Raw genomic sequence first — 19507 nt, 5'->3', positions numbered from 1 at the left:
ACCGATGAGGCCCAACCCCGACTACGCCTTCGAGGATGCCGAGGGCGTCCGCGCCCTGGTGCGCGAGAATCCGTGGGGCACGATCGTCAGCTTCGTGCCGGGGAAGGGCCTCGTCGCCTCCCACTACCCGCTCCTGCTCGAGGAGGATGCGGAGGGCATCGTCCTCGTCAGCCACGTCGGCCGTCCGGACGAGCGGCTGCACGAGCTCGGCGCGCACGAGGTCATGGTGATCGTCTACGGTCCGCAGGGCTACGTCTCGCCGAGCTGGTACGAGACGTCTCCGGCGGTCCCGACCTGGAACTTCGCCGTCGCCCACCTGCACGGCATCCCGGAGATCCTCTCCGACGAGGAGAACCTCGCGGTTCTCGACCGCCTGGTCGCGCACTTCGAGGCGCCGCTGCCCGAACCCCACCTCATGCGCAGCACGAGGGAGAACGCCGCGTACGCGGAGCGCATCGTGCACGGCACCGTCGGATTCCGCCTCCGTGTCGACCGGTTCGAGGCGAAGGAGAAGATGAGCCAGGACAAGCCGGCCGAGGTCGTCGAGCGCGTCATCGAGGCGCTCAGGAGTCCTGGCCCCTACGAGAATCCGAGACTCGCCGCGCGCATGGAGCGCGCCCGCATGGGAGGCGCCGCATGACCCTCACCCTGCGCAGCGTGCGTCCTTACGGCGCGGAGCCCGTCGACGTCGTCATCCGGGACGGGCTGATCGGCGAGATCGGCCCCGCGGGGACCGTGCTCGCCGCCGGCGAGGAGATCGACGGCGCCGGCCTCTGGGTCGGACCGGGTCTGTGGGACGCGCACGTCCACTTCACCCAGCACGTGATCCGGCGGCGGCGCATCGACCTGACGGCGACGCACAGCGCCCGCGATGTGATCGATACGGTCCTGCGCGCGCGCTCTGCGGGCTGGCCGCTCACCGACGGGATGCTGATGGGCTACGGCTTCCGCGACGCGCTCTGGCCGGAGCCCGCCTCGCTCGACGCCCTGGACGCCGCGATCGGCGACGTCCCCGTCGTCCTCGTGAGCGGCGACCTGCACTGCGGGTGGATGAACCGCGCGGCGGCGGCGCGCCTCGGAGCGGACGTGGATGCCACGGGGCTGGTGCGCGAGGGGCCGTGGATCGAGCTCCTGCACGGTTTCGACCAGTCCGGCGACCTGCCGCTGCAGGCCTACCGGGAGGCGGCGGACGCCGCGGCGGCCCGCGGCGTCGTCGGCATCGTGGAGTACGAGAAGACGGACAACGTCGCGGAGTGGTCGGCGCGGGTGGATGCCGGGGTCACCGGCCTGCGCGTGGACGCCGCGTTCTGGCCCGATCGGCTGGAGCAGGTGATCGCCGAGGGCTGGCGCACCGGCGACGGGATCGACGCACAGGGGCTGGTGACCTTCGGACGTCTCAAGGTCGTCGTCGACGGCTCGCTCAACACACGGACGGCCTGGTGCTGGGATCCCTATCCCGGTATGGACCCCTCCCATCCGCACGCCTGCGGGCTGGAGAGCGTCCCGATCCCGGAGCTGCGCCGGCTCCTCGAGCGAGCGCGAGGAGCCGGCATCGAGGCGGCGGTGCACGCGATCGGCGACCGGGCGAACAGCGAGGTGCTGGACGTCTTCGCCGCGCTGGACATGCGCGGCGTCATCGAGCACGCGCAGCTCGTGCGAGCCGACGACTTCGCCCGCTTCGCCGAGCTCGGGCTCATCGCGAGCATCCAGCCCGAGCACGCCATGGACGATCGCGACGTCGCCGACCACCATTGGGCGGGGCGCACGGATCGCGCCTTCGCCTTCGGCTCGCTGCATCGTGCGGGCGCCCGGCTTCGGCTGGGGTCCGATGCGCCCGTCGCTCCGCTGGATCCGTGGATCTCGCTGTCGGCGGCGACGGCGCGCAGCCGCGGCGACCGCGACGCCTGGCATCCGTCCGAGCGGCTGCCCCTGGATGTCGCGCTGGGAGCCTCCGTGCGCTCGACCCTCGACATCGGACAGCCCGCCGACCTCGTGCTCACCGAGCGTGACCCCTTCGCGAGCGACCGCGACGAGCTGCGCGAGATGCCCGTCGCGGCGACGCTCCTCGGCGGGCGATTCACCCATCGAGAGATCTGAGGACGGCATGCTGTTCACCCATGCGAGAGTGTTCACGGGCGAGGCGGAGACCGCGTTCGCCTCGGCGTTCCGGATCGAGGGCGGGCAGGTGGTCTGGATCGGCGACGTCGCGGACGTCGCCGGCGAGGAGTCGATCGATCTGGGCGGGCGCACCGTGCTGCCTGGACTGATCGACAGCCACACCCATCCCGCGCTGATGGCGGGGACGGCGGCCGCGGCGGAGTGCTTCCCGCCCGCGGTCGCCTCCCCGGACGACCTCGTGCGCGTGCTCCGCGCGCACGCCGAGAACGCACCGGGCGAGTGGATCCTCGGGCGGGGGTTCGACGACACGAAGTTCCCGGGCGGGCGGATGCCCACCGCAGCGGACCTCGATCGGGTCTCGACGGAGCGCCCGGTCCTGGTCTGGCGATGCGACGCGCACTCGGCGGTCTGCAACTCGAAGGCGCTGGAGATCGCGGGGATCACCGCGGAGACGCCCGATCCGGACGGCGCCCGCTTCGAGCGGGATGCCGAAGGGCGCCCGAACGGCGTGCTGACGGAGATCCCCGCCTCCGGCGCCGTGGCGGCCTTCATCCCGCCGCCGACGAGGGACGAGCAGATCGACGCGATCGTCGCGCTCGGCGAGGAGCTCGCGACCCGCGGGATCGTGGCGGTGTGCGACCTGCTCTCCACCCGCATCGAGGATCCGCTCGGCGCCTTCCGCGCCGCGGCCGACCGGGGCTTCGCCACGCGGGTCGCGCTGTATCCGGGATGGGATCCGGGGCATCCGCTCGCCGACCTCGCCCCCGGCGACACCGAGGGGAGGATCCGGATCGCCGGGGTCAAGGTGGTCCTCGACGGGGCCTACTCGAATCGGACGGCGCACGTCCACGAGGCGTATCCGGGCTCCTGCGACCACGGACTGAGCCTCGTGGACGATGAGGACGTGCTCGCGGCGGCTGCGTGGGCCAGGCGCAACGGCGTCCAGCTCGCCGTGCACGCGATGGGCGACCGCGCCCTCGACCGGGTCGTGGAGCTGTTCGGGGACGCCGAGCCGTGGTTGGCCGACATCCCCTCCGTGCGCATCGAGCACGCGACGATCGTCAGCGAGGAGTATCTCGAGCGGCTGAACGGCGGGCGGATGCGGTTCGGGATCGCGACCCACACGGTGTTCTTCTTCGCCGAGTACGACGGCTACGAGAAGGCGCTGCGGGCGGAGCAGGTGCCGGACGCGTACCCGATCGGGCGGCTGTACGCCGCGCTGGAGCCGCTGGCGCTGTCGTCCGACCGTCCTGCGACGGCCTGGAGCGGGGCCGATGACGTCATGCTCTCCGTGGAGGCGGCCGTGCGCCGGCGCACGTACAACGGCGTCGAGTTCGGCGCGGATGCCGCGATCACGGTCGCTCAGGCGCTGCTGCTGTACACCGGGCGCGCGCGCCTGCTCTCGCCCCTCGAGGGCGTCGGGCTGCTGGCGCCGGGATACGACGGCAGCTTCGCCGTGCTGGACCGCGATGTGTTCGCGGTTCCCGCCGAGGAGATCGCCGCGGTGCGCGTGGCGGAGACCTGGGTCCGCGGGGAGCGCGTCTTCTCGCGCTGACCGGCCCGTCGGCTCTTCCCCTCCCGTTCGTTGAGCGCGCCGGCCCCCTCTCCCGTTCGTTGAGCGAGCCGTGCGCCCCTCCCGTCCGTTGAGCGAGCCGTGCGCCCCCTCCCGTTCGTTGAGCGAGCCGGAGGCGAGTCGAAACGGGTCTTGTGGCGGGCTCCGTTTCGACTCGGTCGGCTGCGCCGTCCTCGCTCAACGTGCGGGGAGGATGCGGGCGTCCCTTCCCTCCCGCTCGTTGAGCGAGCCGTGCGCCCCCTCCCGTTCGTTGAGCGAGCGGAGCGAGTCGAAACGGAGTCCGATGCAGGCGACGTCGGACCCCTCTCGTATCGTGCCGGCATGGCGCACACCTACATCCTCGAGTGCTCCGACGGCACCCTGTACGTCGGCAGCACCCGGAACATCGATCAGCGGCTCTGGGAGCACGAGACCGGAAAAGGCGCTGCTTACACGCGCCGTCGCCTGCCCGTGAAGCTCGTCTGGAGCGCCGAGTACGAACGGATCGCGGACGCCTACGATCTGGAGAAGCGTCTGCAGGGTTGGAGCCACGCGAAGCGGCTCGCGTTCATCGACGGCGGGATCGACGCCGTCGTCGGCTGGAGCAGCCGGCGGCGGCGTGAGGAGCGCCGCTCGGAGTGACCGTGTTCGGGGAACTCCGTTTCGACTCGGTCGGCTGCGAGCCGCACCCCCTCCCGTTCGTTGAGCGAGCCGGAGGCGAGTCGAAACGGGTCTTGCGGCGGACTGCGTTTCGACTCGGTCGGCTGCGCCGTCCTCGCTCAACGAACGGTGCGGGCAGACGGGCTGCGCCGTCCTCGCTCAACGGGCGGGGCCGGAGGTCGGCTGGGCCGTCCTCGCTCAACGGGCGGGGCGGGCGGTCGGCTGCGCCGCCCTCGCTCAGCGGAGGAGGTCGGCGTCGTGCTCGCCGAGCAGCGGGGCACGTCGCAGCATCCGGGTGCCGTTGGGACTGAGCGCGGAGCGCGCGATGAGGATGCCGTCGTCATAGGCGACCATGCCGAGTGCGGCGGCCTGCTCGCCGTGCGCCGCCTCAACGGGCCGCCGGACGCGCGCCACGAGCACGCGGTGCTCGCGCAGGCGACCGACGACCTCCTCGACGGTGAGCTCGGCGATGCGCGCACCCATCACGGCCTCCAGCGCATCGCGATCCTCGACCCGGCCGGCGTTGCTTCGCCACCGCTCGCGCCTCAGCTCCGCTGGCATACCGAGCGCCGCACCGAGGCGGACGAACATCGGGTCGTTCGTCGCACCCAGCACGACGTCTCCGTCCGCGGCGGTGAATGCGCGATACGGCACGATCGAGGGGTGCGAGCTTCCCCAGGGGCGCGGCTCCGGTCCTCCCGCGGATGCGCTCGCGATGACCGTGCCGAGCGAGCTCAACGCCGTGGCGAACAGGGAGACCTCGATCCGGCGGCCCCGTCCGGTGCGGGTCCGCTCCAGCAACGCCGCGAGCACGCCGTTGATCATCGACATGCCGGTGGCGATGTCGACCATGGCCACGCCGGAGCGCACCGGTTCCCCTCCGGGGTGACCCGTGACGTGCATGAGCCCGGACTCGGCCTCGACGGTGACAGCCGTGCCCGGCTCCGCCGACATCGGACCTTCCGAGGAGAAGCCGTTGATCGAGGCGTAGACGATGCCGGGGAAGAGCGCCCGGACGGCGTCGGGGCCGATGCCGAGTCGTTCCGCGACCCCGGGGCGGAAGCTCTCGACGACCACATCAGCATCGGCGATCAGTGCGAGGGCGCGTTCGCGTCCGGCATCCGTGCCGAGGTCGATCACGACGCTGCGCTTGCCGCGGTTGATGGCGTGGAAGTAGGCGCTCGAGCCGTCGGCGGCGAAAGGCGGCCCCCAGGTGCGCGTCTCGTCGCCCGTGCCCGGCTGCTCGACCTTGATCACGTCGGCGCCGAGCTCGGCGAGGGTCATCGTCGCGTAGGGGCCGGCGAGCAGTCGCGTGAAATCGACGACGCGGATGCCGCTGAGGGGAACGAAGCCGTCATCCGTCACAGCCTCACGCTACTGAGCGGGCGTCACGCGCGAGATGGAGAGTTCGCACGGCATGCGGGGGATCGGATGGGTGGGACGCACAGTGCGGGAACGGCGTTTCGACTCGGGCGGCTGCGCCGTCCTCGCTCGACGAGCGGGGGAAGAAGGGCACCGTTCGCGTCCGCCAGGCGGGGGAGCGTCCTATCGTTCGTTGAGCGAGCCGGAGGCGAGTCGAAACGGGTCTTGTGGCGGGCTCCGTTTCGACTCGGGCGGCTGTGCCGTCCTCGCTCAACGAGCGGGGAAGAAGGATGGCGTTTTTCTACCGTTCGTTGAGCGAGCCGGAGGCGAGTCGAAACGGGTCTTGCGGCAGGTGCGTTTCGACTCGGGCGGCTGCGCCGGCCTCGCTCAACGAACGGATCGGGGCGGTCGGCTGCGCCGTCCCCGCTCAACGGGCGGCGGCGGGAGACGCGGGGGCGGTGCCGAGCAGCCGCACGCGGCAGGCGAGCTCGACCGCGAAGCGCACGTCCGGATCGTCCAGGTCGATGTCGAGCAGTTCGCGGATGCGGCGCATCCGGTAGCCGACCCCGTTCGGATGGAGCATCAGCTCCCGCCCGGTGTGGACGAGGGATCCCTCATGGCTGAGGTACGACAGCAGCGTCCGCACCGAGGTGGTGGCGCGCTCGGCGCCGAGCGCGTCCAGCGGACGGAGGATGTCGTGCAGCAGTCCCCGGCTGATGGGCGAAGCGTACAGGTCGAGCAGCACGCGGCGCAGCCCCGTCACATCGGTCAGCTCGACGCCGCCGAGCCGTCCGGCGGCGATGGCCGACTCGGCGGCGATCCTGGCCTCGGCTGCCGACTGCCGCAGCCCGAGTGCGCCCAGCTGCGGCGTACCGAGACCGAGCGTGTACGCCCACCCCTCGCCCGCGAGCGTCCGTGCCTGCTCCTGCACGCGGGAGGCGACCTCGCGCACCCGGCGCTGATGGTCGCCTGCACCGTGCTCCTCCGTGCAGACGAGCATCATGTCGTCCTGCAGGAACGCCACGTGCCACATCTCCTCGCGCTCCTCGACGAGCTGCAGCGCGAACAGCTCGAGCGCCGGCTGCACGCTGCGCGGGGCCCGCGACTCCGGAGCGGCGAGGTGCGTCGGCGCCAGCCAGGCCGCGACGTGGGAGAGCTGCAGGGGCAGTCCGAGGTGCGCCGCGCGTCCGACGAATCCCTCGACCCGGGACGACTCGGTGAGCACGAGCTCCACCAGCAGGTCGGCGCGCGACTGCGTCGGGGCGTAGCGGTCGCTGCTGCGCCGCTGCGCGGCACGGGAGAGGAGGGCGGCGATCACGGGGACGGCGACGGCGGTGGCGGCGTCCGGCGCCGCGGCCACCAGGCGACCGATGGGGACCTCGCCGATGCAGACCGCGTCCGGATCCGACCACGTCGTCGCCGGATCCTCGCGGATGCTCAACGTCGTGCCGAGCGCCTTCCCGGCCGCTGCGAGGATGTCCTCGGCGTCCTCGCCGGAAGAGGCCGCCGTCGCCTGCTCGATGGCGAAGGCCCCGCGCATCATCGCCTCGGACGCCCCGCCGGCGATCACCCTGTCGATGGACTTGGCGAGATCGGCCGGCTGCGCTCCCGGCGCGCCGAAGACGGGCACCGCACCGCGGGCGGCGAGCACGCTCGCGGTCTCCGCGAGCATCAGATCGGCGGCGAAGACGAGCCCGGCCAGCTGCCGAGCGCTCGCCTGCCTGAGCGCGACGTCGATCCGGTAGGGCGCCGGCTGATCCTCGTCCGGGACGATCACGAGCGTGCCGGCGGGCACGGCGCCCAATCGGTCGAGGGCGACGAGGTCGACGCGTTCGACCGACCGGTCGTCGACGGGACCGGCGAGCTGCCGGAGCCCCAGCCGCTCGGCAGCAGACGCCAGATCGCGGATCGTGTACTGTGCCACAAGCACAGTTTGGCAGGAAACACTGGACGCTCCCGACATTGCCGGGGGATGAACGCCTTCGTAGCGTGGTCACATGGCACAGACATCCCCGCGCACAGCGGAGCGCATCACCGAGGTCACGGCGAGTGACATCGCCGCCCTCGGCGTCGGCACGGCGATCTTCGGCACCGGAGGCGGCGGCGCCGTCTACACCGCCCAGGTCATGGTCGAGAACGCGCTCCGTGAGCACGGACCCGTCCGCCTCGTCACGGTGGACGAGCTCGGTCCCGAGGACGTCGTGATCCTGATGTCGGGGATCGGCGCGCCGACGGTCGGGATCGAGATGCTGTCGGCGACAGGCCAGATCCACGCTCTGCTCGCCGAGGCCGAGCGGCTCCTCGGGCGTCCGGTGACGACCCTCATGGCCGCGGAGATCGGCGGCAGCAACGGGGTGCAGCCGATCGGCTGGGCCGCCAGGCTCGGGCTCCAGGTGCTCGACGCCGACGGCATGGGCAGGGCGTTCCCCGACGCCGCCATGGTCGCGATGAACGTCGCGGGCATCCCGTGCGACTGGGCCGTGCAGAGCGACGTGGTCGGCAACATCTCCGTGATGAAGACCATCGATCTGCACTGGCTGGAGCGCCACGCCCGTGCGCTCACCGTCGCCAGCGGCTCGATCTGCATCGGAGCCCACTACCCGATGACCGCGGACATGGCCAAGGGCGCCGTGATCGAGGGCACCGTCAGCGCCTCCATCCGCGTCGGGCACGCCCTCACGGAGGCATCCGACCCCGTCGCCGCCGTCGCCGCGGAGCTCGACGCGCGCATCCTCCTCACCGGCAAGATCACCGATCTCGATCGCCGCACCGTCGGCGGCTTCGTCCGCGGATCCGTGACCATCACGGGAACCGGCGCCGACCGCGGCCGGCTGCAGCGCCTCGAGCTCCAGAACGAGAACCTCATGGTCCTGGAGGACGGCGAGGTGCTCGTCAGCGTCCCCGATCTCATCACGATCATCGACGCGGAGACCGGTCACGCGATCACCACGGAGATGCTGCGCTTCGGGCAGCGCGTGTCCGTGCTCGCCTGGGCGTGCGACCCGATCTGGCGCACACCCCGCGGCCTCGAGCTCGCGGGCCCGGCGGCCTTCGGCTACGACCTCCCCTACACGCCCTTCGAAGGAGCAGCCCGATGAGCACCGCCCGCGACCTCTCGATCGGCGTCGACGTCGGAGGCACGAACACGGATGCCGTGGTCCTGGACGGCGCCGGCGCGGTCCTCGCCTTCACCAAGCGCGCCACGACCGACGACATCACCGGCGGCATCCGCGCGGGCATCTCCGACGTCCTCGCCGCGATCGGGGACGACCGCTCGCGGGTCTCCCGCGTCATGCTCGGCACGACGCACGCCACGAACGCGATCGTGCAGCGCCGCAGCCTCGACAAGGTGGCGATGATCCGCCTCGGGGCTCCCGCGGCGACGGAGTACCCGCCGCTGACCGGCTGGCCCGAGGATCTCGTGGACATGGTGCTCGCGGGCTCCGCGATGCTCGGCGGGGGGCATATGGTCGACGGGACGCCCATCACCCCGCTGGACCGTGACGGCATCCTTCGTTTCGTCGACGGACTGGACGCCTTCGACGCGATCGCCGTCGCCGGGATCTTCAGCCCCTCCTCGCCCGAGCAGGAGCTCGAGGTCGCCGAACTGCTGCGCGGGCATCTCGGGCCGGACACGCGCGTCTTCCTCAGCCAGGACATCGGTCCCACCGGGCTCCTGGAGCGGGAGAACGCCACCCTGCTGAACGCGGCCCTGTACAGCGTGGCCCGCTCGGTCACGGAGGCGCTCGTCACGGTCGTGGCGGAGGAGGGGCTGGACGCGCAGACCTTCTTCGCGCAGAACGACGGCACGCTGATGTCGCTGGACTACGCCGCGCAGTACCCGGTGCTGACGATCGGCTCCGGGCCGGCGAACTCGATCCGCGGGGCCGCCTATCTCTCCGGCCATGACGACGCGATCGTCATCGACGTCGGCGGCACCACGAGCGACCTCGGCGTCGTCGTCGGCGGGTTCCCCCGCGAGTCCACGCTCCCGCGCGAGATCGGCGGGGTCCGCACCAACTTCCGGATGCCGGACATCCTCTCGCTGGGGATCGGCGGCGGCACGATCGTCGACGTCGCCTCCGGACGGGTCGGTCCCGGCTCGGTCGGCTACCGGATCGACCCGGAGGGGCTGCTGTTCGGCGGCGCCACGCCGACGCTGACGGACGCGGCCGCCCTGGCGGGCTCGCCGGTCGCCGGTCGCTGCCTGCCCGGGCTGGACATAGCGACCAGAGGCGCGCTGGAAGCAGCGCTCGCCGTCGTCGCCGAGCGCCTCGACGAGGCCGTCGAGCGCCTGTCGCTCGGCCGGCAGGACATCCCGCTCGTGGTCGTCGGCGGCGGCGGATTCCTCGTCCCGGACGGGCTGCCCAGCGCGGGAAGGATCCTCCGGCCCGATCACAGCGGCGTCGCGAACGCGGTCGGCGCGGCGATCTCCCTCGCCGGAGGGCGCGCCGATCAGATGGCGCCGATGGGGGAGCGCGAGGACGCCATCGCCCAGGCCTCCGAGGCCGCGATCGCCAAGGCGATCCAGGCCGGCGCCGACCCGCTGCAGGTGTCGGTCGTCGAGGTCCTCGAGACGCACGTCCCGTACACCGCGCAGCCCACGCTCAACGTCACCGTCAAGGCCGCTGGTCCGCTCGCGCGCCTCACCGCCGACGCGCCCGCGGGCTGACCGGCGCCGCAGCAGTACCCGCAACGCATCACCGCACCCGAAAGAGGAGATTGCAATGAAACGCAGTACCGCAGTTCCGGCGCTCGCCGGTCTCGCCGTCCTCACGATGGCTCTGGCATCATGCTCGGGATCCGCCGACCCGGACACCCCGTCCGAGGGGGACTACGTCTCCGGCGGGACCTTCGTCACCGCGATCAACGACGATCCTGGCGACCTCAACCCGCTGAAGGCGATCTCGCTCGACACCTGGGGTGTGATCTCCCTCGCCTACGAGTCGCTCATCTACGTGACCCCGGACGGCGAGTTCGAGCCGTGGCTGGCGGAGAGCTGGGAGGAGAGCGGGACCGAGGTCGTCTTCACGATCAAGGACGGGCTGACCTGCACGGACGGCACCGAGTTCACCGCGCAGACCGTCGCGGACAACCTGAACTACAACGCCGACCCCGCCAACGCGACGTTCTCCTACGGCTCGGTCATCGACGAGAACGTGTCCGCCGTCGCGGACGGGAGCACCGTGACCGTGACGAGCGCCACGAACTCGCCGTTCCTCGCGGTCAACGTCGGCACGATCATGATGGTCTGCGATGCGGGCCTCGCCGATCCGACGATCATGTCCGACGCGACCAACGGCACGGGCCTGTTCGATCTCACCGATGTCGCCCCCGGCGACACGTACACGTTCACCAAGCGCGACGACTACACCTGGGGACCGGACGGCGTCACGAGCGACACCACGGGGCTCCCGGACGCGATCGAGGCGCGCGTCGTCACGGACGAGAGCACGGCGGCGAACCTGCTCGTGTCGGGCGAGGTCAACGCCGCGACGATCTCCGGCGCCGACCGCTCGCGCCTCGACGGCGCAGGCCTCACCTACACGGGCGTGCGCAATCCGGTGGGCATGATGCTCTTCAACGAGAAGGAGGACCGCCCGTTCTCCGACCCGCTCGTCCGCGAGGCGCTCTCCATCGCGATCGATCGGGACGAGGTCGGCACGGTCATCGCCGACGGCGAGCCGATCGACGCGGTCTCGCTCATCACCAAGACCCCGCTGCTGTGCGTCGCGGACGGACCGAAGTGGACGCTGCCGGACACCGACCTCGATCGTGCGGGCGAGCTGCTCGACGAAGCGGGCTGGACTCTGGGATCGGACGGCCTGCGCTCCAAGGACGGCGAGCCGCTGACCATCACCTTCATCTACAACGCGCCCACCTCGACGCACGCCCCCGCGGCGGAGCTGGTCAAGGAGACGTGGGATCAGCTGGGCGTCACGACGGAGCTGCTCGGCAACGACGCGGCCGCGTGGTCGGAGCAGCTCTGGTCGACCTTCGACTGGGACACCGGCTGGATCCAGGTGGCGCCGGGCGGACCTCTCGTGCTGTCCACCTTCTTCGCCGGTGCGACCGCCGCCGACGGCGGACTGAACTTCATGTTCGTCGACAACCCCGAGTACAAGGCGCTGGTCGAGGAGGCGTCCCAGGCCACTCCCGAGGAGACCTGCGACATCTGGCAGGATGCCGAGGCGGAGCTGCTGAACCGCTTCGACGTCTTCCCCGTGGCGGACAACATCCTGCCCACCTACCAGTCCGGTGCGGTGTTCGACCAGCCGAACTACATCCAGCCCACCACGATCCGGATGCTGCCCTGACATGACGACGACTCCTCCGCTCGCGACCCCAGAGGTCGCAGGAACTCCGACGGCCGCCCTGGCGGCGCGGGCGGAGGAGCGTCGGCGCCGCCAGGGGCTCTCCCCGCGGTCCGCGTTCCTCCTCCGCCGGCTCGGCCGCCTGGTGATCTCGCTCTCCGTGGTGGTCGTGGCCTCCTTCCTGCTCATGTACCTCGTCCCCGGCGATCCGGTCAGGGCGGCCCTCGGCCAGAGCGCGAGTCCGGAGCTCGTCGAGGCGACCAGGGTGCAGCTCGGCCTCGACCGCCCGATGCTCGAGCAGTTCGGGCACTACATCGGCGGACTGCTCACCGGCGACATGGGCACGTCCATCCGGCTCCAGCGGCCGGTCACCGAGGTGCTCGCTCAGCGCTTCCCGACGACGCTGCTGCTCGCGGTCCTCGCCTTCGTCATCGCCGTCGTCGGCGCGCTCCCCGCCGGCATCGGCGCGGCCGTCGTCGCGCGCTCCGGGCGCCTGCGCGGCCTGAGCATCGGCATCTCCGCCGTCCTCGGCATCCTCATCGCCGTGCCGAGCTTCCTGCTCGCCGTCGGCCTCATCTCCCTGTTCGCTGTGCAGCTCGGCTGGCTCCCCGCGGCGGGCTGGGGCGACGCGGAGGATGCCGTGCTGCCGGTGATCGCCCTCGCGATCGGCCCGATGGCGTACTTCGTGCGCATCGTGCAGGTGGAGATGCTCGCGGTCCTGGACACCACGTACATGACGACAGCGCGCAGCAAGCGGCTGCCGCGTCACCTGATCCACCTGCGGCACGCCCTGCCGAACATCGTCACCGCATCGCTGACCGTGGGAGGTCTGGTCCTGGCCGGTCTCACGGCGGCGACCGTCCTCGTCGAGACGATCTTCGCCATCCCCGGCCTCGGCACGATCATGGTGTCCTCGGTCGGCGCCAAGGACTATCCGATGGTGCAGGGCGTCGTCATCGTGTTCGCCCTCATCGTGCTCGGCGTGAACCTCGTCGTCGATGTGATCCTCGCCACCATCGATCCCCGATCCTCGATCACGGAGGGCTGACCCGTGCGCACCCGCCTGCTGAACCCGACCACGATCGCCGCGGTGATCGGGGCCGCGCTGCTCGTCTTCCTCGCCGTCGCCGGCCCCGCGATCTGGGGTGCGGCCGCCGGCGCCACCTCGGTGCCTGATCGCCTTCTCCCCCCGAGCGGCGAGCATCTCTTCGGCACCGACGAGCTCGGGCGCGACATCCTCGCGAGGGTGTTCTCCGCCACCCGGCTCACACTGCTGCTCACGCTCGGCTCGACCGTGATCTCGCTCGTCGGCGGTATCGTCTTCGGGCTCTTCGCCAGCATCCTGCCGACCTACCCCCGTCGGTGGTTCACCGGACTGCTGGACATCCTGCTCGCCTTCCCCTGGCTGCTGATGGTGCTGTTCTTCACGGTCATCTGGGGCGCGACGGCCACGGGAGCGATGCTGGCGATCGGCTTCGCCGGCATCCCCTCCTTCGCGCGCCTCGTCTACAACCTCGCGGCCTCGGTGTCCGGCCGGGACTACGTGCGGGCGGCCCGTGTCGTCGGCGTCGGACCCGTCGGCGTGCTGCTGAGGCACGTGCTGCCGAACATCGCCAATCCCTTCTTCGTCAATGCGGCCGCGACCGCCAGCGTCACCCTGCTCTCCTTCGCCGGCCTCTCGTTCCTCGGGCTCGGCGTCCAGGCGCCGGACTACGACTGGGGGCGTCTCCTGCAGGAGGGGATCCTCCGGATCTACGTCAACCCGATGGCGGCGATCGGCCCGGGGATCGCCGTCGTGCTCGCCGGTCTCGTGTTCACGCTCGTGAGCGAGGCCGTGGCCGGGACCCGGGGCGCCGGGCTGCGCGCGGTCGTCTCCCGGGCGGCCGGCGGGATGACGCTCGTCCCGCGACGGCGGGCGTCCGCCACCGGAGCGCCGGCCGTCACGGGCGCCGGGGACGCGGTCGCCGAGATCACGGATCTCCGCATCGCGTTCCCGACCGCCGACGGCGGCACGGTCGAGCGCGTCCACGGCGTCGACCTGCGCGTGGGCCGCGGCGAGGTCGTCGGGATCGTCGGAGAGTCCGGTTCGGGCAAGTCGCTCACCGCGATGGCCCTCGCCGGTCTCCTCGGCGAGGATGCGGCCGTCACGACGACGGGACACGTCTTCGACGGACTGGATCTGACCGGCACCCTCACGACCGCCGACCGCGCGCGGCTCGGCGTCGAGCTCGGCATGATCTTCCAGGATCCGCTGACCTCGCTCAACCCCGCGCTGACGATCGGACGGCAGCTCACCGAGGTGCCGGAGGTGCACATGGGGATGCGTCCCGCCCCGGCGAGGGAGCGGGCGGCCGAGGCCCTGGACGCCGTGGGCATCGCCGATGCGCGTCAGCGGCTGAAGCAGTATCCGCACGAGTTCTCCGGCGGCATGCGGCAGCGCGCGATGATCGCGATGGCGATGACGGGTCGTCCGAAGCTCATCATCGCGGACGAGCCGACCACGGCCTTGGACGTCACCGTGCAGCGGCAGGTGATGGGCGTGCTGCACAGGGCGCAGCAGGAGACCGGCGCCGCGATCGTGTTCATCTCGCACGACATCGCGCTCGTGAGCGCGTTCTGCGACCGGGTGATCGTGATGAAGGACGGCCGGGTCGTCGAGACGCTGGATGCGACGCGGATCCGCGAGGATGCGCAGCATCCGTATTCGAAGGCCCTGATCGCGTGCCTGCCGGACATGACGAGCGACCGGACCATGCCGCTCCCCGTCATCCCCGCAGAGCTCGCGCCCGAGGCGATCGCCGAGGAGGTGCCGGCATGAACGCGCTGGAGATCGCGGACCTCAGCGTCCGCTACGGCCGCACGAGGGTCGTGAACGGCGTGAGCCTCACCGTGCCGAAGGGGCGCACGGTCGGCCTCGTCGGCGAGTCCGGTTCGGGCAAGAGCACCATCGCGGCGGCCGCCGTCGGCCTGGTGCGACCGGAGTCCGGGGCGATCAGGGTCGACGGCGCGGACGCCGTAGGTCCCGGTTCCGCGGCGCGGCGCACCAGACGGCGCATGCAGCTCGTGTTCCAGGACCCGTTCTCGGCACTCGATCCGCTCATGCCGGTGGGGGACTCGATCGCCGAGGCGCTGCGCGCGACCGGCCGGCGCTGGACGAGGGCCGAGCGCACGGCCAGGGTGCGGGAGCTGCTCGAACAGGTGCACCTCGACCCCGATCGCGCCGGAGACCGCCCCGCGGCGTTCTCGGGCGGTCAGCGGCAGCGCATCACGATCGCGCGGGCGCTCGCGGGGGAGCCGTCGGTCCTCATCGCCGACGAGGTGACCAGTGCGCTGGACGTCTCCGTGCAGGGGGCGATCCTGAACCTCCTGCGCGAGCTCCAGGAACGGCTCGGGCTCTCGATGCTGTTCATCTCCCACAACCTCGCGGTCGTGCGGTACATCAGCGACGAGGTGTGCGTCATGAGGCACGGGAGCATCGTCGAGGCAGGCCCGACCGAGGCGCTGCTCGCGAACCCCAGCGACCCGTACACCCAGGACCTCCTCGACGCGGTCCCCGTGCTCGGCGAGAGGATGCTGTTCTGATGGCGGGCTTCGACGAGGCCGCCCGAGCGATCCAGGACGATCTCGTGCGCGTGCGCCGGGAGCTGCACGCCGCCGTCGAGGTCGGCCTTGACCTTCCGCAGACGCAGCGGATCCTGCTGCGCGAGCTGGAGGGCCTCGGGCTCGAGGTCTCGGTCGGCGCGGCCCTCACCTCCGTCACCGCCGTGCTCCGCGGGGCGCGCCCCGGACCGGTGGTGCTGCTGCGTGCCGACATGGACGGCCTTCCGATCGCCGAGGCGACGGGGCTCGCCTTCGCCGCGACCAACGGGGCGATGCACGCCTGCGGGCATGATCTGCACATGGCGGGGCTCCTCGGCGCGGTCTGGCTGCTCGCTGCACGCCGCGACGAGCTCGCCGGCGTCGTCGTGTTCATGTTCCAGCCGGGCGAGGAGGGGCACGCGGGCGGGCGCGCCATGATCGACGAGGGCGTGCTGGATGCCGCGGGCGAGCGCCCGGTGGCCGCCTACGCGATCCACGTCGACAGCGCGACGCCGCGCGGGATGCTCGTCACGCGCGAGGGCGCCATGATGGCGAGCGCGAACGCGCTGCGGCTGACGCTGCGCGGCACGGGAGGGCACGCCGCCTTCCCGCAGCTCGGCACGGATCCGGTGCCGGTGGCCGCTCACCTGATCCTCGCGGTGCAGTCCTTCGTGGCCCGGCGCCTGCCGGCCACCGATCAGGCCGTCGTGTCGATCACGAGGCTGTCCAGCGACTCGGCCGCGGGCAACGTCCTGGCGGCGGAGGTGCGCATGGAGGCGAACATCCGCACGCTGTCGAAGCAGACGCTGCAGACCGTGAAGGGCGAGCTGCCTGCTCTGCTCGAAGCGATCGCCGCGGCCCACGGCTGCGTGCTGGACGCGGAGTTCATCGAGTCGTATCCCGTAACTCGCAACGACCCGGACGAGACCCACCGTGTGCTGGAGATCCTCGATGAGCTGGTCGGCGCCGAGCGCGTGACGCGGCTGGAGGCGCCGTCGATGGCCTCCGAGGACTTCGCCTACGTGCTCGAAGAGGTGCCCGGCACCCTCGTCTTCGTCGGCGCCGCACCGGACAGCGGGCCGAATCCGCTCCATTCCGAGCGAGCGGCGTTCGACGACGGCGTCCTGGCGCTGCAGGCCGAGGTGCTCGCGGAGCTCGCCTGGCGTCGTCTGGAGCGCCGGTGACGGCGTCGTGGTCGGCCGAGGCGCCGGTCTCCGTCCGCCCGGAGATCGCCGGCATCTCCGCGTACCGGCAGGGCGCGCAGGCGGGACCGGACGCCTTCAAGCTGTCCAGCAACGAGAACCCCTTCGATCCGCTGCCGGGCGTCATCGAGGCGATGCGCACGGCGGTCGCGGTGAACCGCTATCCGGACGCCTCTGCGCCGCGCCTGCGTGCGCGGATCGCCGAGCGCTTCGGCGTCGGAACGGATGCCGTGCACATCACGGCGGGCACGACATCGCTCCTGCAGCAGCTGGCGCTCGCCCTGCTGCGTCCCGGCGACGAGCTGCTGTACTCGTGGCGCTCCTTCGACGGCTATCCCTGGATGGCCGCCGTGACCGCCGCGACGGCGGTGACCGTTCCCCTGGATGGCCAGGAGCGCCAGGACCTCGAGGCGCTGGCCGGAGCCGTCACGGAGCGCACCAGGGTCGTCGTGGTGTGCAGCCCCAACAATCCTTCGGGGACGATCGTCGCTCAGACCGCCTTCGACGGGTTCCTCGCGCGCATCCCGGCCGGCGTGCTGGTGCTGCTGGACGAGGCCTACGCCGAGTTCGTCACCGATCCGGATGCCGTCGACGGTCGCACCGTGGTCGCCGACGGGCACGAGAACGTCGTGGTGCTGCGGACGTTCTCCAAGGCGTACGGGCTCGCCGGACTCCGCGTGGGCTACGCCGTCGGGCATCCCGCCGTGCTGGAGGCGGCGCGCATCGCCGGCATCCCGCTGTCCGTGACCGCCCAGGGAGAAGAAGCGGCCCTCGCGAGCCTCGACGCGGAGCCCGCGCTGCGGGAGCGGGTCGCCGTGATCGCGGAGAGACGCGACCGGCTCGTCGAGGCGCTGCGGGCGAGCGGATGGCGTGTCCCGGCGGCCCAGGGCAACTTCGTCTGGCTGCCGACAGGGGCGGGGACGGCCGCCGCCGCGCAGGCCTTCGCAGCGGCGGGACTCGTGGTCAAGGCCTTCGGGGCCGACGGGGTGCGGATCACGGTCGGCGAGGAGGAGGCGATCGCGCGGGTGGCGCGCGTCGCGGAGTCGCTCATCGCGCCTGGCGCGAGCGCGCGGCGGCGCTGAGCGGAGGCTGCGCGATCGCGGACCCGGGAGCGGTGACGGCGGCGGCGTCGGCGACGCTCCGAAGAGGTAGACTCGCCGGGTGCTTCACGTGAAGAGCGCCCTCGGGGCGCGGAAGGGAGCCGCAGGCGCGTCGAGCGCCGGCGGCAGAGGCTGAGACCCGGCCGGAGGCGGAACCCGTCTCCGGAGCAGCGTCGTACCCGGCATCCGCTCGGATGCCTGCCCGGAAACCCTTCCTCCGCCCGCCGATCGGCGGGCCTCTCGAAAGCAGCTCTTCCCATGCGTCCCCTCGACGAGCGCGCCATCCGCGCCTCCCTCATCAACGCCTCCCGCAAGGAGACCGCCACCCTCTCGCTGCCGCCCGGCTTCGCCGAGATCGACTTCGACCGGATCGACTACCTCGGGTGGGCGGATCCGAAGCTCCCCCGTCGCGCCTACGTCGTGGCGTGGGTCGACGATGCGCCCGTCGGCGTGCTGCTGCAACGTGCAGAGCAGCGGGTGCGCACCCGTGCGCAGTGCTCCTGGTGCGAGGACGTCACGCTCCGCAACGACGTCCAGTTCTACGCCGCGCGCCGCGCCGGAGCGGCCGGTCGCAACGGCGACACGATCGGCACGCTGATGTGCGCGGAGTTCGGCTGCTCGCGCACCGTCCGGATGCTCCCGCCGCTGGCCTATGAGGGCTACGACAGGGAGACGGCGCGCGAGCTGCGCATCCTCCGCCTCCAGGAGCACGTCACGGCCTTCCTCCGGGAGGTCGCCGGCTGAGCGGTCCCTGCCGGTGGGCCGGTCCCCTGCGGGTGGCCGGTCCCCTGCGGGGGCCGATCCCCCTGCCTGCCGACCGGCCCCGCCCCATTCAGGTCGCAGATTCTGTCGTTCCGGGTGCGGTGGTTGTGTCCAGGTCGCAGATCCTGTCGTCATCCCGCGAGGAGAGCAGCAGATCCTGCGATCTGGACGCGGGGCCGGAACGGTCAGATCGAGGCTTCCAGGAGCGCCAGCCGGCGGGCGGGGGACCCGGAGATCTCGACGGTGCGGACGGTGTCCGGCACGAGATCGGGGTCGTCGCAGAGCGCCAGCAGCGCGGCGTCCATCTCCTCGCGCAGATCGAGGTCCTCCTCGGCGGGGAGATGGATGCCGTCGGCCGCTGTCAGCGGCAGCAGGACGAGCAGATCCACCGACTCCATCGCGGCGGACGCCTCCTCGACCAGGTCGGGGAGCGCGTCCGCCGCGCCGCCGGGGCGGCCGAGCGCCTCCCACGCCTCGAGGTAGGCGAGGAAGTCGAGCGGGCAGCGCTCGAGCACGGCATCCCGGCCGGACGGGAGCCGCTGCAGCCGGCGCGCGGAGATGCGGAACTGCTCGAGGAAGGAGTCGACGCCCGAGTCCCCGCCGGCGAGTTCGTGGGGATCGCCGAGCACTTCGAATCCCGGATGCCGGGCCGCGAACGCGGCGATCAGCGTCGACTTGCCGGTGCCGTGGGTGCCGGAGATCGCGATGCGCATGACCGGACTCTATCGCCAGGCGTCCGGGTCGCAGATCCTCCGGTTCCGGTTCCGGCCGCCGCATCCGTGTCACAGATCCTGTCGCTCTTCTCCGGCCGGAGCCGCAGATTCTGAGACGCGGAGTGTGCGGATAGACGCCGCACGT

16 protein-coding genes are annotated in these 19507 nt (G+C 71.8%); 13 read left to right on the top strand and 3 right to left on the bottom strand.

The window, feature by feature from the left end:
- Positions 1-4 precede the first annotated feature (4 nt).
- The 4 genes from ACYVGQ_RS00955 (at position 5) to ACYVGQ_RS00940 (ending at position 4312) form a co-directional block, all read left to right on the top strand.
- Positions 5-640: an FMN-binding negative transcriptional regulator gene (locus tag ACYVGQ_RS00955; RefSeq protein ID WP_460782613.1), complete on the top strand. Its 636-nt coding sequence runs from the start codon at positions 5-7 to the stop codon at positions 638-640.
- Entirely contained in the window at positions 637-2097 is a 1461-nt protein-coding gene (locus ACYVGQ_RS00950; RefSeq protein ID WP_460782612.1) for an amidohydrolase, read from the top strand. The genes ACYVGQ_RS00955 and ACYVGQ_RS00950 overlap by 4 nt, the downstream gene beginning before the upstream one ends.
- Before the next feature lie 7 nt (positions 2098-2104).
- Positions 2105-3673, top strand: coding sequence for an amidohydrolase (locus ACYVGQ_RS00945; protein ID WP_460782611.1), 1569 nt, complete (start codon positions 2105-2107; stop codon positions 3671-3673).
- A gap of 339 nt (positions 3674-4012) precedes the next feature.
- Positions 4013-4312 carry a GIY-YIG nuclease family protein gene (locus ACYVGQ_RS00940; protein WP_460782610.1) on the top strand — a complete coding sequence of 100 codons (300 nt, stop codon included), beginning with the start codon at positions 4013-4015 and terminating at the stop codon, positions 4310-4312.
- 255 nt (positions 4313-4567) lie between these two features.
- Here ACYVGQ_RS00940 and ACYVGQ_RS00935 read toward each other — a convergent pair whose 3' ends face one another.
- Both ACYVGQ_RS00935 and ACYVGQ_RS00930 read right to left on the bottom strand, forming a co-directional pair.
- On the bottom strand, positions 4568-5695 hold the full coding sequence (locus ACYVGQ_RS00935; protein WP_460782609.1) for a CaiB/BaiF CoA transferase family protein: 1128 nt from the start codon (positions 5693-5695) through the stop codon (positions 4568-4570).
- Between the two features lie 424 nt (positions 5696-6119).
- Positions 6120-7616 carry a PucR family transcriptional regulator gene (locus ACYVGQ_RS00930; RefSeq protein ID WP_460782608.1) on the bottom strand — a complete coding sequence of 499 codons (1497 nt, stop codon included), beginning with the start codon at positions 7614-7616 and terminating at the stop codon, positions 6120-6122.
- Between the two features lie 73 nt (positions 7617-7689).
- Here ACYVGQ_RS00930 and ACYVGQ_RS00925 point away from each other — a divergent pair, with 73 nt between their 5' ends.
- The 9 genes from ACYVGQ_RS00925 to ACYVGQ_RS00885 all read left to right on the top strand — a co-directional run bounded on the left by ACYVGQ_RS00925 (position 7690) and on the right by ACYVGQ_RS00885 (position 18631).
- A complete protein-coding gene (locus ACYVGQ_RS00925) occupies positions 7690-8790 on the top strand; it encodes a DUF917 domain-containing protein (RefSeq protein WP_460782606.1) in 1101 nt (366 codons plus the stop codon).
- Complete coding sequence (locus tag ACYVGQ_RS00920) at positions 8787-10364, top strand: hydantoinase/oxoprolinase N-terminal domain-containing protein (RefSeq protein WP_460782605.1); 1578 nt, start codon at positions 8787-8789, stop codon at positions 10362-10364. Before ACYVGQ_RS00925 ends, ACYVGQ_RS00920 begins: the two co-directional genes overlap by 4 nt.
- A gap of 55 nt (positions 10365-10419) precedes the next feature.
- Entirely contained in the window at positions 10420-12009 is a 1590-nt protein-coding gene (locus ACYVGQ_RS00915; protein WP_460782604.1) for an ABC transporter substrate-binding protein, read from the top strand.
- A 1-nt stretch (position 12010) separates the two neighbouring features.
- On the top strand, positions 12011-13054 hold the full coding sequence (locus ACYVGQ_RS00910; protein WP_460782603.1) for an ABC transporter permease: 1044 nt from the start codon (positions 12011-12013) through the stop codon (positions 13052-13054).
- Positions 13055-13057: 3 nt separating this feature from the next.
- On the top strand, positions 13058-14824 hold the full coding sequence (locus tag ACYVGQ_RS00905) for a dipeptide/oligopeptide/nickel ABC transporter permease/ATP-binding protein (RefSeq protein WP_460782602.1): 1767 nt from the start codon (positions 13058-13060) through the stop codon (positions 14822-14824).
- A complete protein-coding gene (locus ACYVGQ_RS00900; RefSeq protein ID WP_460782601.1) occupies positions 14821-15588 on the top strand; it encodes an ABC transporter ATP-binding protein in 768 nt (255 codons plus the stop codon). Before ACYVGQ_RS00905 ends, ACYVGQ_RS00900 begins: the two co-directional genes overlap by 4 nt.
- Positions 15588-16769, top strand: coding sequence for a M20 metallopeptidase family protein (locus tag ACYVGQ_RS00895; RefSeq protein ID WP_460782600.1), 1182 nt, complete (start codon positions 15588-15590; stop codon positions 16767-16769). Before ACYVGQ_RS00900 ends, ACYVGQ_RS00895 begins: the two co-directional genes overlap by 1 nt.
- Positions 16766-17869, top strand: coding sequence for a histidinol-phosphate transaminase (locus ACYVGQ_RS00890; protein WP_460782599.1), 1104 nt, complete (start codon positions 16766-16768; stop codon positions 17867-17869). Before ACYVGQ_RS00895 ends, ACYVGQ_RS00890 begins: the two co-directional genes overlap by 4 nt.
- A 276-nt stretch (positions 17870-18145) precedes the next feature.
- The gene (locus tag ACYVGQ_RS00885) at positions 18146-18631 is read left to right on the top strand and encodes an FBP domain-containing protein (RefSeq protein ID WP_460782598.1); all 486 of its coding nucleotides are present in this window, start codon (positions 18146-18148) and stop codon (positions 18629-18631) included.
- Between the two features lie 203 nt (positions 18632-18834).
- Here the strand turns inward: ACYVGQ_RS00885 and ACYVGQ_RS00880 are convergent, their stop codons facing one another.
- On the bottom strand, positions 18835-19362 hold the full coding sequence (locus tag ACYVGQ_RS00880) for a DEAD/DEAH box helicase family protein (RefSeq protein ID WP_460782597.1): 528 nt from the start codon (positions 19360-19362) through the stop codon (positions 18835-18837).
- Between the last annotated feature and the right edge of the window lie 145 nt (positions 19363-19507).

This window comes from Microbacterium tumbae (genome assembly GCF_054780175.1).
The sequence above is the reverse complement of the archived record's forward strand: the minus strand, read 5'-3'. Positions and strand labels throughout refer to the sequence as shown.

Excerpts from the sequence above, each read along its gene's own strand:
- ACYVGQ_RS00880 (WP_460782597.1), bottom strand. The coding sequence starts at position 19,362 with ATGCGCATCGCGATCTCCGGCACCCACGGCACCGGCAAGTCGACGCTG.
- ACYVGQ_RS00955 (WP_460782613.1), top strand. The coding sequence starts at position 5 with ATGAGGCCCAACCCCGACTACGCCTTCGAGGATGCCGAGGGCGTCCGC.
- ACYVGQ_RS00895 (WP_460782600.1), top strand. The coding sequence starts at position 15,588 with ATGGCGGGCTTCGACGAGGCCGCCCGAGCGATCCAGGACGATCTCGTG.
- ACYVGQ_RS00925 (WP_460782606.1), top strand. The coding sequence starts at position 7,690 with ATGGCACAGACATCCCCGCGCACAGCGGAGCGCATCACCGAGGTCACG.
- ACYVGQ_RS00900 (WP_460782601.1), top strand. The coding sequence starts at position 14,821 with ATGAACGCGCTGGAGATCGCGGACCTCAGCGTCCGCTACGGCCGCACG.
- ACYVGQ_RS00910 (WP_460782603.1), top strand. The coding sequence starts at position 12,011 with ATGACGACGACTCCTCCGCTCGCGACCCCAGAGGTCGCAGGAACTCCG.
- ACYVGQ_RS00945 (WP_460782611.1), top strand. The coding sequence starts at position 2,105 with ATGCTGTTCACCCATGCGAGAGTGTTCACGGGCGAGGCGGAGACCGCG.
- ACYVGQ_RS00915 (WP_460782604.1), top strand. The coding sequence starts at position 10,420 with ATGAAACGCAGTACCGCAGTTCCGGCGCTCGCCGGTCTCGCCGTCCTC.
- ACYVGQ_RS00950 (WP_460782612.1), top strand. The coding sequence starts at position 637 with ATGACCCTCACCCTGCGCAGCGTGCGTCCTTACGGCGCGGAGCCCGTC.
- ACYVGQ_RS00885 (WP_460782598.1), top strand. The coding sequence starts at position 18,146 with ATGCGTCCCCTCGACGAGCGCGCCATCCGCGCCTCCCTCATCAACGCC.
- ACYVGQ_RS00940 (WP_460782610.1), top strand. The coding sequence starts at position 4,013 with ATGGCGCACACCTACATCCTCGAGTGCTCCGACGGCACCCTGTACGTC.
- ACYVGQ_RS00920 (WP_460782605.1), top strand. The coding sequence starts at position 8,787 with ATGAGCACCGCCCGCGACCTCTCGATCGGCGTCGACGTCGGAGGCACG.